Genomic DNA, 14,266 nt, shown 5'->3' with positions numbered 1-14,266 from the left:
TGTTGCCGGCGGCCGCCGAGCCCAGCAGCCAGGTGTGCAGCTTGAACGGCGTAGAGCCGGCGACACCCCAGCCCTGGACGACGACGGTGTAGGTCGCCGCAGCCGGGTTGAGCAGGTTGACCTCCTCGGCCGACGTGCCGGAACCGCTGCTGCCGACCTGTGTCGTGCCGTTGAAGACACAGAGGTCGATGTCGGTGCCGGGGTTGACGTCTGCGTCGAACATCGAGAACCGGGCGTACGTCGTGCCCGCAGGCACGGCGACGTCGATCTTCTGGGCGTTCGGCGAGCTGAGCGAGCACGTCGAGTCGGTCGGGTCGTCGGAAACCGTGCCCGGCGTGACCGCAGCCGGGACGAGCCCGCGCGCTTCCGCGGTGAAGCCACCGGAGTAACCGAACGTCACGTCGTAGGACGTGCCGGCCGGGTCCGCCGTCACCTGGGCGGGGGCCGCGAGGGCCACCGGACGGATGACGATCGGCGAGCGGACGGCGTGCGTGCCGTCCGACCAGGTCAGCTGACCGCCGGTGTAGGAGTTGAGCGCCGCCGAGGTCCTGGTGAACTTCACCGTGAACTGGGCGCTTGCGCCTGGGGCGACGGTGATCGACGACGGCGAAACCTCCGCGGTGAGCCCGCTGAGACCGCTGACCGAGGCCCTGTACGTCGCGGGCGCATCGCCGACGTTGGTCACCTTGCGCGTGACCGTCTGCACGCCCGCGAGGTCGCCAATGGCGATCGACGCACCATTGAAGTCGCTCGCGTCGGTGCTGTAGCCCATGCCCACGAGCGCGTTGCACGTGGCGGCGCCGACCGCGCTGCTGTTGCCGCAGAGGAAGGCGAGCCAGTCGTTCCACGAGCTGTCGTAGACCAGGCCCGGGCTCGCCGCCTTGTTGGGCACCACGTGTCCGGCGCCTTGCCTGAAGATGAGCACCGGGTTGGTGTTGGGGGCCGGTGTGCCGCCATCGAGCACGTCATAGCCCGTGGTCATGAGCGCGCTCTTGACCGCCATCGGCGACCAGGTCGGGTGCAGGTCCATGAGCAGCGCTGCCAGTCCCGCGACGTGAGGCGACGACATCGACGTGCCGGAGATCTGGTTGAACCCATAGCCCTGGTTCGTCATCGGCGAATAGGCCGCGAGGATGTCCTGCCCCGGTGCGATGACGTCCGGCTTGAGCAGGTCCCCACCACCGGCACGCAGCGGCCCGCGCGACGAGAAGCTGGCCGTGAACGGCGCCGGCTCCGCGGTCGTCAGTGTCGCCTTGTTGATCGTGGCCGTGGCACCCGCCGTGGCTGCGTACGCCTTGACGGCCGCGTACACGTTGTTGTTCAGGTGCACGGTGGGCACGAAGTGGAAGTCCGCGTTGACCGAGCTGTCAGTCGGGTTGACGAGGATCATGCCCACGCCACCGGCCTCCTTGACGGCCAGGCTCTTGTTCGTCCGCGCGGTCACGCCCCGCTCACACAGCACGATCTTGCCAGCCACCTTGGCGGGGTCGAGGACGTTGCCGCCGTCAGCGCTCGAGTAGCACAGCCGGACCTGCGTCGCGTCGGCACCGGCCTTGCCGACGGCCGTGGAGTCAACGAAGTCGGCCGTCAGTGCTGCGCCGGCGAGCGAGGCGCCGTTGTAGGTGGTGCCGTTGCCCAACGTCACGGAGCCGTTGCCGCTGCGGTTGTGCGTGCCCGCGGCCACCGTGGTGATCCAGGGCGAGGGGTGCGCCACGGTCGAGGTCGTCGGTCCACTGTTGCCAGCGGAGGCGGCGACGAAGATGCCCGCATTGGCGGCGAAGAGGAAGGCGACCTCGGCCGGGTCGGCGAAGTTCGTCTGCGTGCCGCTGATCGAGTAGTTGATGACATCGACGCCGTCGGCGACCGCAGTGTCGATCGCGGCAACGAGGTCGGACGTCGTGCCACCGGCCGTGTCGCCGGACTCGGTCGACCACAGCGCCTTGTAGGCCGCGATGCGGGCCCGCGGAGCCATGCCGCTGATGCCGTTGGGCGCCACCGCGGCGCCGAGGCCGTCGACCGGCACGTTGTGGTTGCCGCCGGCCGTGCCGGCAGTGTGGGTACCGTGCCCGTTGTAGTCGCGGGCGGAGTTGAACTCCCAGGGACGATCCTTGTCGATGGCGGCGTCGCCGCCCTGACCCTGGTTGAAGTACCGGGCCGAGACAAGCTTCTGGTTGCAGTTCGAGCCATCGAATTCCTCGGCATCCACGCACTTGCCGCGGAAGTTGGGCAGCTTCGAGTAGACCCGCTTGGCGCTGGGAGCGAAGGACGGTTTGCCGGCCGCGTCGACGCGGTCCGCGAAGGAGAGCGACTCAGGCCAGATGCCGGAGTCGATGACGCCGATGACGATGTCCTCGCCCGCGCTCTTCGTCCCGCCCAGCATGTCCCAGAGCCCGCCCTTGTCGGTGAGCCCGAGGAATGCCGGGGTCGTCGACGTGTCGATGGAGTAGGTCTCCTGCTTGGTCACCGCGAGCACGCCGGAGGCGTTGCTCATCCGCTTCGCCTGGTCCGCCGTCAGCCGGGCGGCGAAACCGTTGTAGGAGTAGGCGTAGTCGTAGAGCTTCGAGGATGCGCCAACCGTGCCGAGCGCCTTGTTGTGCGTGCTCTTGAGCCGGTCTACGTATTTCGTCACCGCCGCCGACTGGGGGTCAATCTTCTTCCCCTTGGCGGGCTTGGTCGCCTGGTAACCGGCGATCGCGCCGTCATAGGCGACGACCGGCAGGTCGGCCATCTGGACGACGTAGATGCCATCCGCGAACGATGGATCGGTCTGGGTGACCGCTGCGTCGGCCGCCCCTGTCCAGGCCATCGCGAGCGCAACTGGCACGGCCGCAACCGCGCCCAGCAACCTTCGCTTCATGTCTCTCCTGTCGAGGTGTCCCCTGAGCACGGCGCGGTGCGCTCGACGCCGTAGCCGCACGATAGCCACTCAGGGCGACGGTCGGCAGGGTAAGAGAGAATTTGGGTCGATTTCGCCCCATTGTCGGCGCAGGCCCGGAACCGTCCTTCACCCTTCAGCGATGTGCGAGAGCGAGAGCCCGAGCAGGGCGATGGCACCGCCCTTGTCGAGCGGCTCGTTGCCGCTGCCGCACTTCGGGGACTGGATGCAGGACGGGCAGCCCGTGGAGCACTCGCATGCGGCGATCGCATCGCGCGTCGCGGTGAGCCATTCGCGGACCCGCCGGTATCCCCGCTCCGCGAAGCCCGCCCCGCCGGGATGGCCGTCGTAGATGAGGATGGTCGGCAGGCCGGTGTCCGGATGCAGCGCGGTGGACACGCCGCCGATGTCCCAACGGTCCGCGGTGGCGAAGAGCGGCAGCATCCCGATGGCGGCGTGCTCGGCTGCGTGGGCCGCACCGGGAATGTCGGCCTCCGCGACGCCCGCGGCCGCGAGGGCGTCCACCGGCAGCGTCCACCACATCGCCTTGGTCGCGAGCGAGCGCGGCGGCAGGTCGAGCGGGTGCTCGCCGAGGACCTCCCCGCCCGGCAACCGCCGAAGGAAGGAGACGACCTGGTGCGTGACGGTGACGTGGCCGAAGGAGCAGCGGAGCGGACCCCAGTCGACGCCCTCGAGCTCGCGGACGATCGCGAACTCGCTCACCGACTGGGCCTGCGTCGTCCACCCCGGATCGCCGCGGACGGCAAAGGCGGCGGCCTCGTCGAGGTCGAGCTCGGTGACGACCCAGCTCTGGCCCTGGTGGAGGTGGACTGCGCCAGCGTGGACCTGGGCGTGGGCCGAGGCCTCGTCGACGGTCCCGACGACGCGCCCCGTCCGCGTCTCGACGATGCGGACCGGTTCGCCGGCTCCCCGGAGCGAGAGGTGGTCGGAGGGGCGGTCGTCGCGACCCCAGAACCAGCCCCGGGGTCGCTTCTTGAGGATGCCCTTGGCGACGAGGGCATCGAGGAGCGGTCCGGTCTCGGGACCGAAGAGCTCGAAGTCCGCGTTCGTCAGCGGGAGTTCCGCGGCCGCTGCGGCGAGGTGCGGACCGAGGACATGGGGATTGTCAGGGTCGACGACGGCTGCCTCGACCCCGCGGCCGAAGATGCTCTCGGGATGATGGACGACGAACGTGTCGAGCGGGTCGTCTGCAGCGACGAGCACGGCCAGCGAGTGCTGTCCGGTCCGCCCCGCCCGTCCGGCCTGCTGCCACAGCGATGCCAGCGTGCCCGGCCAGCCCGCCAGCAGGACCGCGTCGAGACCAGTGATGTCGACGCCGAGCTCGAGGGCGTTCGTTGCCGCGATGCCGACGAGATCGCGTGACCGCAGGGCTCTCTCCAGCTCCCGTCGCTCCTCCGGGAGATAGCCGCCACGGTATGCGGACACACGGGGGCTCCGTCCCCGTGGACCGCCGAAAAGCCCTTCGTCCGCAGACTCGCCCAGGCGGTCTCGGGCGACGTTCGCGACCACTTCCACTCCCGCGCGTGACCGTGCGAAGGCCACCGTCTGCACGTCCGCCTGGACGCACCCGGCGAGCAGGTCGCCGGTCTCGGTGATCGTGCTGACCCGGCTGGGCTGCCCTTGGTTGTCGACGACGAGCGGAGGCTCCCAGAGTGCGAAGGTCATGGACGCACGAGGAGAGCCGTCCTCGGTGACCGAGCTCAGCGGCATACCAAGAAGTCGTGATGCATGCTCAGCCGGATCGGCAACGGTGGCTGACGCGAAGACGAAGGTGGGAGTCGCGCGGTAGCGCGCCGCGACGCGGCGGAGTCGGCGGAGGACGGCGGCGAGGTGGGACCCGAAGACTCCCTTGTAGACATGGCACTCGTCGACGACGACGTAACGCAGGGCGCGCAGGAACGACGCCCATCGCTCGTGGCTCGGCAGGAGGGAGTGGTGGATGAGGTCGGGGTTGGTGAGGACGATGTTGGCGTGGTCGCGGATCCAGCGCCGCTCGTCGGCAGGCGTGTCGCCGTCGTACGTCGCCGGGCGGACGGCTGGGATGGCGAGCCGGGCGATGCGGTCGAGCTGGTCCGCGGCGAGGGCCTTCGTCGGAGCGATGTAGAGCGCAGTGGCACCTCGACCGTTCGGCGCTCGAGTCCCGTCGATGACGTCGGTGAGCAGCGGCATGAGGTAGCCCAGGCTCTTGCCGGATGCGGTGCCGGTCGAGACGACGACGTGCTGGCCCCGGTGGGCGGCCTCGGCGACCTCGACCTGGTGTCGCCATGGGACCGGGATGCCCGCTCCGACCAGGCTGGCGAGGAGCGTGGGCTCGAGCCAGTCGGGCCACTCGGCGCACCGGGCAGGTCGCTCCGGGAGCTCGTGGATGTGGAGCAGGCGCTCGGGGTGGTCGCCGGCCAGGCGGCTGAGCAGCGCCGCCGGGTCGAACGGCGCGTGGTCCCCCGCCACCCGGACGCCGGGCGACGCCAAGGGTGTTGTTGACAGCGCGTCAGACCCGTTCATGTGGAGCAACCGTATGTCGCCGGGGTACCGTTACGGCGACTCGGGCATGTTACCCCCGAGGTCAGTGATAGCAACGCACACACGGGAAGGGGCCACAGGTGGATCTGTCGATCACCCGGGCCGACCACGGTGATCGCACTGTGGTGCGCCTCGGTGGCGAGATCGATGTCTACACGGCACCGTTCGTCAGGGAAAAGCTGGATGAGCAGATTCACGCCGGACGCGCGGATCTCGTCGTCGACCTGAGCGACGTCACGTTCCTCGACTCCACCGGGCTCGGGGTGCTGGTGGGTCGGCTGAAGATCGCGCGCACCCGTGGCGGTTCCATGCGGCTGGTCGGGACCGCCGAGCGGGTGTTGCGGGTCTTCGCCATCACCGGGCTCGACAAGGTCTTCGAGATCTATCCCGACCTCGAAGCGGCGCTCGACGCCAGCGAGCCGGGAGACCAGGGGCAGGCGCCGACACCGCCCGCCCCCACCAACTCCCGCGGGTGACGCGCTCCCATCCGGTGGCCTCGCTGGAGCCCTCGTCGCCGCCCCCGCCGGTCGTCGAGGCCGGGCTCATGGCGCGGCTCCGTGATGACCTCGTCGCGGCCCGTTTCACGGTGGACGGGGTCGCAGAGCGGCTCGGGCCTCTAGCCTCCGCCGCCCTGCACCGCGAGCAGCCGCTGCCGGCGCTGCTCGCAACGGCTGGTTCCCCCGATGCGTGCGGCACGCTGATCCGGCTCTTCACGCTCGGTAGGCAGGTCAGCCGTGCTGAGCTCGACACCGCCCTGCCGGGGGTGCGCACCGAGGGCGTGGCCACCCTGCGGCTGGTCCGGGTCTCGGGGGAGTACGTCATGCCGACGTGTGACGTACGGCCCTACGCCGACGACACGCACGACTGGTGGGTGGCCTCCGACCTCTCCGCGCTCGTCACCCGTCAGCCGCTCCGACCCGACCACGTCCTCGGCGTCGGCGGCGCGACGACGACGCTCGCGTCCTGGACCATCCGCCGCCGAGTCGGTCGGGCCCTCGATCTCGGCACCGGGGCCGGTGTCCAGGCCCTCCACCTCGGTAGCCACGCAGCGTCGATCGTGGCCACGGACATCTCCGAGCGGGCGCTGGCGTTTGCGCGGTTCAATGCAGCTCTCGCCGGCCTGGACGTCGACCTCCGGATCGGGGACCTGCTCGATCCCGTTGCGGGGGAGCGATTCTCGCTCGTCGTGTCCAACCCGCCCTTCGTCATCACGCCACGCGATGAGGACGTGCCGGTCTACGAGTACCGGGATGCAGGACGACCCGGGGACACGGTCGTGCGCTCGCTCGTCCAGCAGGTCGAGTCGGTCCTTGAGCCGGGTGGTGTCGCGCAGCTCCTCGGCAACTGGGAGGTGCCCGCCGGGCGCTCCTGGCGCGACGTCTGGGCTGAGTGGCTCGAAGGGGTGGGTCTCGACGCCTGGGTCGTGCAGCGCGAAGTCCAGGACCCGGCCGAGTACGCCGAGCTGTGGAGTCGCGACGGCGGCCACCTCCCGGGCTCGGTCGAGCACGACCGCCTCTGTGCCGCGTGGTTGCGTGACTTCGCCTCACGGGACGTCGAGTCGATCGGCTTCGGCGTCGTCGCGCTCCAGCGGCCTTTGGGCGACCGGGCGCCGTGGCGGTCCCTCGACGAGGCTCCCGGCCCTGTGGTGGCGCCGATGGGGTCGGTCATCGAGGCCGGCCTCGCCGCGCGGACGTGGCTCGCCGAGCACTCGGACGATGACGTGCTCGATGTCGCGTGGTCGTGCGCCGCGGACGTGACCGAGGAACGTCACGGACGCCCGGGCGCCGAGGACCCCTCGGTCATCCTCATCCGCCAAGGAGGCGGGCTGCGGCGCGTCGTGCGGGCCGACACCCTGCTGGCTGCCTACGTGGGCGTCGCGGACGGCGAGCTGACCGCGCGTGTCGCGCTGGACGCCATTGCCGCCCTGGTCGAGATGGATCCGGCCGCCGTCCGGAGCGAGCTGGTGCCGCAGATCCGCGACCTCGTGGCCGACGGCCTCCTCATCTGATCGAGTGAACAGCTTTCGGGGCCGTGGGCCCCGAAAGCTGTTCACTCGATTGGAAGGGGAGCGGACGGCCAAGGTGGGTCTTCTGCTGGCGCCACGACGGTGGCAGCATTCCGACTCAATGATCGGTCGAATGCATCATGTCCTGCTGGATTGTCCGGACCCGCGGGCCTTGGCGGCGTTCTACTCTGCACTGCTCGGCAAGCCCATCACCTACGACAGTGACGACTTTGTCGTCGTCTCGGACAGCCCGCAGACCTCCGGACTGGCGTTCCAGCTCGCACCGGACCATCGCGCACCAACGTGGCCCGATCCGTCCGTGCCCCAGCAGATCCATCTCGACGTGATGGTCGATGACGTCGCCGAGGCGACTCCACTCGTCCTCGCCCTGGGCGCCACCAAGCTCCCCGGCCGCGGCGTCTTCGCCGACCCGGCCGGCCACCCGTTCTGCCTCATCCCCCGACCGGACTGGGCGCCACCCGTTCATCCGAAGGAACCCCACCAGTCCTGATCGAGTGAACAGCTTTCGGGGCCATCGGCCCCGAAAGCTGTTCACTCGATCGCGGAGGGGGCCCCGGAAGTTGTTCACTCGATTGGTCACATGCGGTAGGGGAGGCCGGCTTCGCGGCGGGCGACCCGGTCCGCACGGATGACGTGGGCCCGGTTGAGCAGCTCGATGAGCTCGGTCTCGCCCTCGCGGATGCGGGCCCGGTACTTCTCTGGCAGGGACCGGATGACCCGCTCCTCTTCGCAGAGCGCCTGGTAGGCCTCCTCGCGCAGTTGCTCTTCCTCCTCATAGCTGAGGTCGAGGTAGCGGATCGCGCCACGGCGGGCGTTGGTGACCGCCGTCTGCGCCTTGCCGGCCGGGCTGAGCAGCGATGCCACCACGGTGATGGTGAGGATCCCGACGATGACGACGAGCGACACCGCGGTCGACACCTCGATGACCGGGACCGGTTCGCCGTCGTTGATGAACGGCACGCTGTTCTCGTGCAGGGCGTGGAGGATGAGCTTCACCCCGATGAACGCGAGGATCGCAGCGAGGCCGTAGCTGAGGAAGATGAGCCGGTCGAGCAGGCCCTCGATGAGGAAGAACAGCTGCCGCAGGCCGAGGAGCGAGAACGTGGTCGCGGTGAAGACGATGAACACGTTCTGCGTCAGGCCGAAGATCGCCGGGATCGAGTCGACGGCGAAGAGCAGGTCGGTGCCACCGATCGCCACCATGACGAGCAGCATGGGCGTCATGACCCGCTTGCCGTTGACGACGGTGAACAGCTTGTCGCCGTCGTACTCCGGCGATGTCTTGAACAGCTTGCGGGCGATGCGAATCATGATGTTGTCGGCGGTGTGGCTGTCCTCACCCTCGGGTCGCAGCATGTTGCCGGCCGTCATGAGCAGGACGATGCCGAAGAGGTAGAAGACCCAGGCGAACCGGTTGATGAGCGTGGCGCCGAGGAAGATGAAGCCGGTCCGGGCGATGATCGCGAAGGTGACGCCGAAGAGGAGGACCTTCTGCTGGTCCGCGCGTGGCACCCGAAAGCTCGTCATGATGATGAGGAAGACGAACAGGTTGTCCACCGAGAGGGCCTTCTCGGTGATGTAGCCGGCGAAGTACTCCGTGCCCATGGCCGAGCCGCCCAGCCACCACACCACGATGCCGAAGAGCACCGCCACGCCGACGTAGGCCGCCGACCAGATGGCCGACTCCCGAAGCGTTGGGGTATGAGCCTGCCGGACGTGGAAGAAGTAGTCGAAGGCGAGCAACCCGATGATGACGACGATGGTGACGGCCCAGACGGCAGGGGAGACGGTCATCGCGGCGCCTTTCAGGGCTCGGTTCCTGGCTCGCATCGATCGGGCGGTACCAGTCTGCCCGCTCAACCACGTTGCCAACGGGAGTGAGTGGCTGGGAGCGAGCTCAGCGGCATACGGCATCTGAACTGGTCTGTTGTCAATGAGTGAGCACTCACTCATACTGGCAACCATGGGCACCACGACGGGGCGCGCAGCGCCCCTGGCTCCGGACGAGCGACGCGACGCGCTCGTAACGGTTTTCCTTCAGCTCGCGCGCGAGCACGGGCGCGTGCCGACGACGAGCGAGATCGCTCGGGCCGGGGGCGTGGCCGAGGGCACCATCTTCCGGGCCTTCCCGAGCAAGGGAGCGCTGCAGGCCGACGCGGTCGAGGCGGGCTTCTGCCCGGCGTCGGCTCGGCGCGAGTTCCAGGCCATCGACCGGTCGCTGCCGATGCGGGACCGGCTGGTCCAGTTCGCGGCCATCCTGCAACAGCGGATCCGGGACGTGCTCGACCTGATGAACGCGCTCGGCCTCACGCAGCCGCCGCAGGTGGCACCGCACCACGACTGCTTCGAGGCGGGTCGGCACGTGCGCTCCCGTCTCGGTGGCGAGTGCCAGCCGTCCCATATCGAGCTGTTCGAGTCGGTGCTCGACCTCGTCGACGCGGATGAGCTGAGGGTGACGCCACACCAGCTGCTTCACCGGATCCGGCTGCTCGCCTTCTCCGGCAGCCATCCCGGCATCGCGCAGGGCGAGCTGCTCACCCCCGAGGAGGTCGTGGACACGATCCTCGACGGGGTGCGTGCCCGGCCCGGGCCGCGTCGAAAAATCGATTGACCCTCACCCGGCCGGAGTCTCTAGCGTCGACACGGCGCTTCCACCCCGCGCTTCCACATCACGCTTCCACATCACAGCGAAAGGCACCCGATGCTCGTCCGACTGCTTCGGAGCCATCTCCAGCGGTACCACCGCGAGATCACCCTCATCGTGCTGCTGCAGCTCATCAGCACCATCGCGGTGCTCTACCTGCCCACCTTGAACGGCGAGATCATCGACGAGGGGGTGGCCAAGGGGGACACCGGCTTCATCGTCAGCCATGGCGTGCTCATGCTCGGCGTGAGCATCATCCAGATCGCCGCGGCAGTGGGCGCGACCTATCTCGCCGCCCGGGTGGCCATGGCGATGGGCCGCGACCTGCGCGGGAACATCTTCGACACCGTCATCCACTACTCGACGCAGGAGGTGGCCAAGTTCGGGGCGCCGACCCTGATCTCGCGCAACACCAACGACGTCACGCAGGTGCAGACGGTGCTCTTCATGGGCTTCGCGTTGCTCGTGTCCACCCCGATCATGATGTTCGGCGGCATCATCATGGCCCTGCGCGAGGACGTCGGGCTGTCCTGGCTGGTCGCCGTGGCCGTGCCGCTGCTCGGCCTGGTCGTCGGGCTGGTCATCTGGCGGATGGTGCCGTGGTTCACCCGGATGCAGACCTCCCTCGACGGAGTCAACCGAGTGATGCGCGAGCAGATCACCGGCATCCGCGTGGTGCGGGCCTTCGTCCGGGAGCCGCACGAGGAGAAGCGATTCGGCGCGGCCAACGCGGACCTCACCGAGGCGGGGCTGCGGGTCGGGCGGCTCATGGCGCTCGTCTTCCCGGTCGTCATGTTCATCTTCAGCATGTCGACGGTCGCGGTGCTCTGGTTCGGCGCCTACCGCGTCGAGAGCGGGGCGATGGAGGTGGGGTCGCTGACGGCGTTCCTGGCCTACCTCGTCCAGATCCTCATGGCCGTCATGATGGCGACCTTCATGGCGACGATGATCCCTCGCGCCGCCGTCTCGGCCGGACGGATCACCGAGGTGCTCGACACGACGTCGTCGATCGCCGAGTCGGTGCAGCCGATCCCGATCCGGACGCCGAGCGCGGGGATCGAGTTCGTCGGCGTCGAGTTCCACTACCCCGGGGCCGAGGTCGCCGTGCTCCACGACATCACCTTCAAGGCGGTGCCCGGCCAGACGACGGCGATCATCGGCTCGACCGGTGCGGGCAAGACGACGCTGATCGGCCTGGTCCCGCGCCTCTTCGACGTTCGCTCGGGTCGGGTCAAGGTCGGTGGCGTCGACGTCCGTGACCTCGAGCTCGACGCCCTGTGGGCCCGCATCGGCCTCGTCCCGCAGCGGCCCTACCTCTTCACCGGCACCGTCGCGAGCAACCTCCGCTATGGCAATCCGGAGGCGACCGACGAGGAGCTGTGGGAGGCCCTGCGAATCAGCCAGGCGGCGAACTTCGTCGAGGAGCTCGGCGGGCTCGACGCGCCGATCGCCCAGGGCGGCACGAACGTGTCCGGCGGACAGCGGCAGCGGCTCTCGATCGCACGGGCCGTCGTCAAGCGGCCCGACATCTACCTCTTCGACGACTCGTTCTCGGCCCTCGACCTGTCGACCGACGCGCGACTCCGCTCCGCCCTGCGGCCGGTGACGAGGGACGCGGCGGTCGTCATCGTGGCGCAGCGCGTGTCCACCATCATCGACGCCGACCAGATCATCGTGCTCGACGACGGCCGGATTGTCGGGCAGGGCACGCACGACGAGCTGCTCGAGTCGTGCGAGACCTACCAGGAGATCGCCCTGTCCCAGCGCGGTGCGGAGGAGGCAGCCTGATGGCCGAGGGTGTCAAGACTGCGGAGGAGAAGGCGGCCGAGGCCAGGCGCGGACCCGCTCGGCGCGGCGGACCACCGCACATGATGGTGGGCCAGCCGGGGGAGAAATCGCTCAACTTCGGCCCGTCGGCCAAGCGCCTGCTCGGGCGCCTCCGGCCCGAGCGGGCCAAGGTCGTCGCCGTCATCGCGCTCGTCGTGGTGAGCGTCTCCCTCAGCTCGATCGGCCCCAAGATCCTGGGCAGGGCCACGGACCTCATCTTCGGAGGTCTGCTCGGACGCCAGCTGGGCGAGAACGTGCCACCGGGCACGACGACGGAGCAGGTCGTCGCGGGACTTCGCGCCCGCGGCGACAACACGATGGCCGACATGCTCGAGCGGGCCGGCGTCGTCGTCGGCCAGGGCATCGACTTCGGTGCAGTCGCCGACGTGCTCCTGCTCGTCACGGCGCTCTACGTCGCGTCGTCGTTCCTGCTCTGGGTCCAGGGCTGGATCCTGCAGGGCGTGCTCGCGCGGACGATGTACCGCCTGCGCCAGGATGTCGAGGCCAAGCTCAACCGGCTGCCGCTGCCCTACTTCGACAAGCAGCCGCGCGGTGAGATCCTCTCGCGGGTCACGAACGACATCGACAACGTGAGCATGTCGCTCCAGCAGACGCTCTCGCAGCTGCTCAACTCGCTGCTCACCGTCATCGCGGTGCTGGCGATGATGTTCTGGATCTCCTGGGTCCTGGCGCTCATCGCGCTCGTCACGATCCCCGTGTCGATCGTCGTGACCAGCATGATCGCCAAGCGCTCGCAGAAGATGTTCGTCCAGCAGTGGCGCAACACGGGCGAGCTCAATGGGATCGTCGAGGAGACCTTCACCGGCCACGGCCTCGTCAAGGTCTACGGGCGCCAGAAGGAGACGGAGGCGAGCTTCCGAACCAAGAACGACGAGCTGTTCGGCGCCGCGTTCGGGGCGCAGTTCATCAGCGGCATCATCATGCCGGTCATGATGTTCATCGGGAATCTCAACTACGTCGTCGTCGCCGTCGTCGGCGGGCTCAAGGTGGCTTCCGGGTCCATGTCGCTCGGGGACGTCCAGGCGTTCATCCAGTACTCCCGGCAGTTCACCCAGCCGCTGACGCAGGTCGCCTCGATGGCCAACCTGCTCCAGTCCGGGGTCGCGTCGGCGGAGCGCGTCTTCGAGGTCCTCGATGCGGAGGAGCAGGAGCCCGAGGTCGCCGTGCCGGACGTCATCGAGGACCCGCGTGGCGAGGTCGCCTTCGAGGACGTGTCCTTCTCCTACTCGCCCGACCAGCCGCTCATCGAGCAGCTCAACCTGTCGGTGCGGCCCGGGCAGACAGTTGCCATCGTGGGCCCGACGGGCGCCGGGAAGACGACCCTCGTCAACCTCATCATGCGGTTCTACGAGCTCGACGCGGGCCGGATCACCTTGGACGGCGTCGACATCCGCGACCTCACCCGGCAAGGGCTCCGGTCCCGCATCGGGATGGTGCTCCAGGACACCTGGCTCTTCGCCGGGACGATCCGGGACAACATTGCCTACGGGCGGCCGGATGCCACCGAGGAGGAGGTGCTCGCTGCGGCGCGCGCCACGTATGTAGACCGCTTCGTGCACTCGCTGCCGGACGGCTACGACACGCTGCTCGACGACGAGGCCTCGAACATCTCCGCCGGCGAGAAGCAGCTGATCACCATCGCTCGCGCGTTCCTCTCCGACCCGGCGCTGCTCATCCTCGACGAGGCCACGAGCTCGGTCGACACCCGTACGGAGCTGCTCGTCCAGCACGCGATGGCGGCGCTGCGGTCCGACCGGACGAGCTTCGTCATCGCGCACCGGCTCTCCACCATCCGGGACGCCGATCTGATCCTCGTCATGGAGCACGGACGGATCGTCGAGCAGGGCTCGCACGCCGAGTTGCTCTCCGCCGACGGCGCCTACGCGAGGTTGTATGCCGCTCAGTTCGCGGGTGCCGCAGCTGACGTCGACGACGTGGCCGGGGTCGCAGGCCCGCCCGGTGGACCGGGTGCCGCACCTGCGGGAGCGCCGGTGGCCTAGCGGCGCTCTCCTTCGCAACACACCCGCCTATCGACTGACAGGGCCTGCTACAGATGGGGGTAGCAGTCGATAGGCGGGTGTGTTGTATTGGGGGCAGCCGACCGCATCAGCGAGGACTTCAAGGCGGCGAATCCTGAGGTCCCGTGGTCGTCGATCCACCAGATGCGCTCCCTGCTCGGGCACCATTACGAGGGGATCCAGCGCAAGGTGGTCTGGGACACACTGAAGTACGACCTGCCACGAGTTCGCGACCTGCTCACACAAGCCCTCGACGATTTGGCAGAGTGAGGCCATGGCGAAGCGAGCGCTGCGTGTCCGGGTCGAGGTCGTCG

The 14,266-nt window shown here is 68.9% G+C and carries 10 protein-coding genes; 7 read left to right on the top strand and 3 right to left on the bottom strand.

All coding sequences use genetic code 11. The features are described 5' to 3' along the window. Window positions 1-2,857, bottom strand: a 2,857-nt coding sequence (locus VIR15_RS03245; protein WP_331926035.1) for a S8 family peptidase, incomplete at its 3' end; no start/stop codon positions are given. A gap of 147 nt (window positions 2,858-3,004) precedes the next feature. Continuing rightward, window positions 3,005-5,398 (bottom strand): DNA 3'-5' helicase SftH, encoded by a 2,394-nt coding sequence (gene sftH, locus VIR15_RS03240; RefSeq protein ID WP_331926034.1) that lies wholly within the window; start codon window positions 5,396-5,398, stop codon window positions 3,005-3,007. Between the two features lie 98 nt (window positions 5,399-5,496). On the opposite strand from sftH, the gene VIR15_RS03235 reads away from it, so the two are divergent. The 3 genes from VIR15_RS03235 (at window position 5,497) to VIR15_RS03225 (ending at window position 7,932) form a co-directional block, all read left to right on the top strand. After that, window positions 5,497-5,892 carry an STAS domain-containing protein gene (locus tag VIR15_RS03235; RefSeq protein ID WP_331926033.1) on the top strand — a complete coding sequence of 132 codons (396 nt, stop codon included), beginning with the start codon at window positions 5,497-5,499 and terminating at the stop codon, window positions 5,890-5,892. 68 nt (window positions 5,893-5,960) lie between these two features. Then, window positions 5,961-7,424 carry a DUF7059 domain-containing protein gene (locus tag VIR15_RS03230; protein ID WP_331926036.1) on the top strand — a complete coding sequence of 488 codons (1,464 nt, stop codon included), beginning with the start codon at window positions 5,961-5,963 and terminating at the stop codon, window positions 7,422-7,424. A gap of 130 nt (window positions 7,425-7,554) precedes the next feature. Beyond that, the gene (locus VIR15_RS03225; RefSeq protein WP_331926032.1) at window positions 7,555-7,932 is read left to right on the top strand and encodes a VOC family protein; all 378 of its coding nucleotides are present in this window, start codon (window positions 7,555-7,557) and stop codon (window positions 7,930-7,932) included. Between the two features lie 86 nt (window positions 7,933-8,018). Here the strand turns inward: VIR15_RS03225 and VIR15_RS03220 are convergent, their stop codons facing one another. Then, window positions 8,019-9,236, bottom strand: coding sequence for a TerC family protein (locus VIR15_RS03220; RefSeq protein ID WP_331926031.1), 1,218 nt, complete (start codon window positions 9,234-9,236; stop codon window positions 8,019-8,021). A 169-nt stretch (window positions 9,237-9,405) separates the two neighbouring features. Here VIR15_RS03220 and VIR15_RS03215 point away from each other — a divergent pair, with 169 nt between their 5' ends. The 4 genes from VIR15_RS03215 to VIR15_RS03200 all read left to right on the top strand — a co-directional run bounded on the left by VIR15_RS03215 (window position 9,406) and on the right by VIR15_RS03200 (window position 14,222). Next, complete coding sequence (locus VIR15_RS03215) at window positions 9,406-10,053, top strand: TetR/AcrR family transcriptional regulator (protein ID WP_331926030.1); 648 nt, start codon at window positions 9,406-9,408, stop codon at window positions 10,051-10,053. Between the two features lie 90 nt (window positions 10,054-10,143). After that, window positions 10,144-11,874: an ABC transporter ATP-binding protein gene (locus tag VIR15_RS03210; RefSeq protein WP_331926029.1), complete on the top strand. Its 1,731-nt coding sequence runs from the start codon at window positions 10,144-10,146 to the stop codon at window positions 11,872-11,874. Further along, on the top strand, window positions 11,874-13,934 hold the full coding sequence (locus VIR15_RS03205; protein ID WP_331926028.1) for an ABC transporter ATP-binding protein: 2,061 nt from the start codon (window positions 11,874-11,876) through the stop codon (window positions 13,932-13,934). Before VIR15_RS03210 ends, VIR15_RS03205 begins: the two co-directional genes overlap by 1 nt. Before the next feature lie 87 nt (window positions 13,935-14,021). After that, on the top strand, window positions 14,022-14,222 hold the full coding sequence (locus VIR15_RS03200) for a HepT-like ribonuclease domain-containing protein (protein WP_331926027.1): 201 nt from the start codon (window positions 14,022-14,024) through the stop codon (window positions 14,220-14,222). Window positions 14,223-14,266 lie beyond the last annotated feature (44 nt).

Origin of the sequence: Intrasporangium sp. (assembly GCF_036566125.1) — a bacterium.
GTDB lineage: Bacteria > Actinomycetota > Actinomycetes > Actinomycetales > Dermatophilaceae > Intrasporangium.
Note: the sequence above shows the minus strand (reverse complement) of the source record. Positions and strands in the feature narration are given on the sequence as shown.

Excerpts from the sequence above, each read along its gene's own strand:
- sftH (WP_331926034.1), bottom strand. The coding sequence starts at position 5,398 with ATGAACGGGTCTGACGCGCTGTCAACAACACCCTTGGCGTCGCCCGGC.
- VIR15_RS03230 (WP_331926036.1), top strand. The coding sequence starts at position 5,961 with ATGGCGCGGCTCCGTGATGACCTCGTCGCGGCCCGTTTCACGGTGGAC.
- VIR15_RS03225 (WP_331926032.1), top strand. The coding sequence starts at position 7,555 with ATGCATCATGTCCTGCTGGATTGTCCGGACCCGCGGGCCTTGGCGGCG.
- VIR15_RS03220 (WP_331926031.1), bottom strand. The coding sequence starts at position 9,236 with ATGACCGTCTCCCCTGCCGTCTGGGCCGTCACCATCGTCGTCATCATC.
- VIR15_RS03215 (WP_331926030.1), top strand. The coding sequence starts at position 9,406 with ATGGGCACCACGACGGGGCGCGCAGCGCCCCTGGCTCCGGACGAGCGA.
- VIR15_RS03210 (WP_331926029.1), top strand. The coding sequence starts at position 10,144 with ATGCTCGTCCGACTGCTTCGGAGCCATCTCCAGCGGTACCACCGCGAG.
- VIR15_RS03205 (WP_331926028.1), top strand. The coding sequence starts at position 11,874 with ATGGCCGAGGGTGTCAAGACTGCGGAGGAGAAGGCGGCCGAGGCCAGG.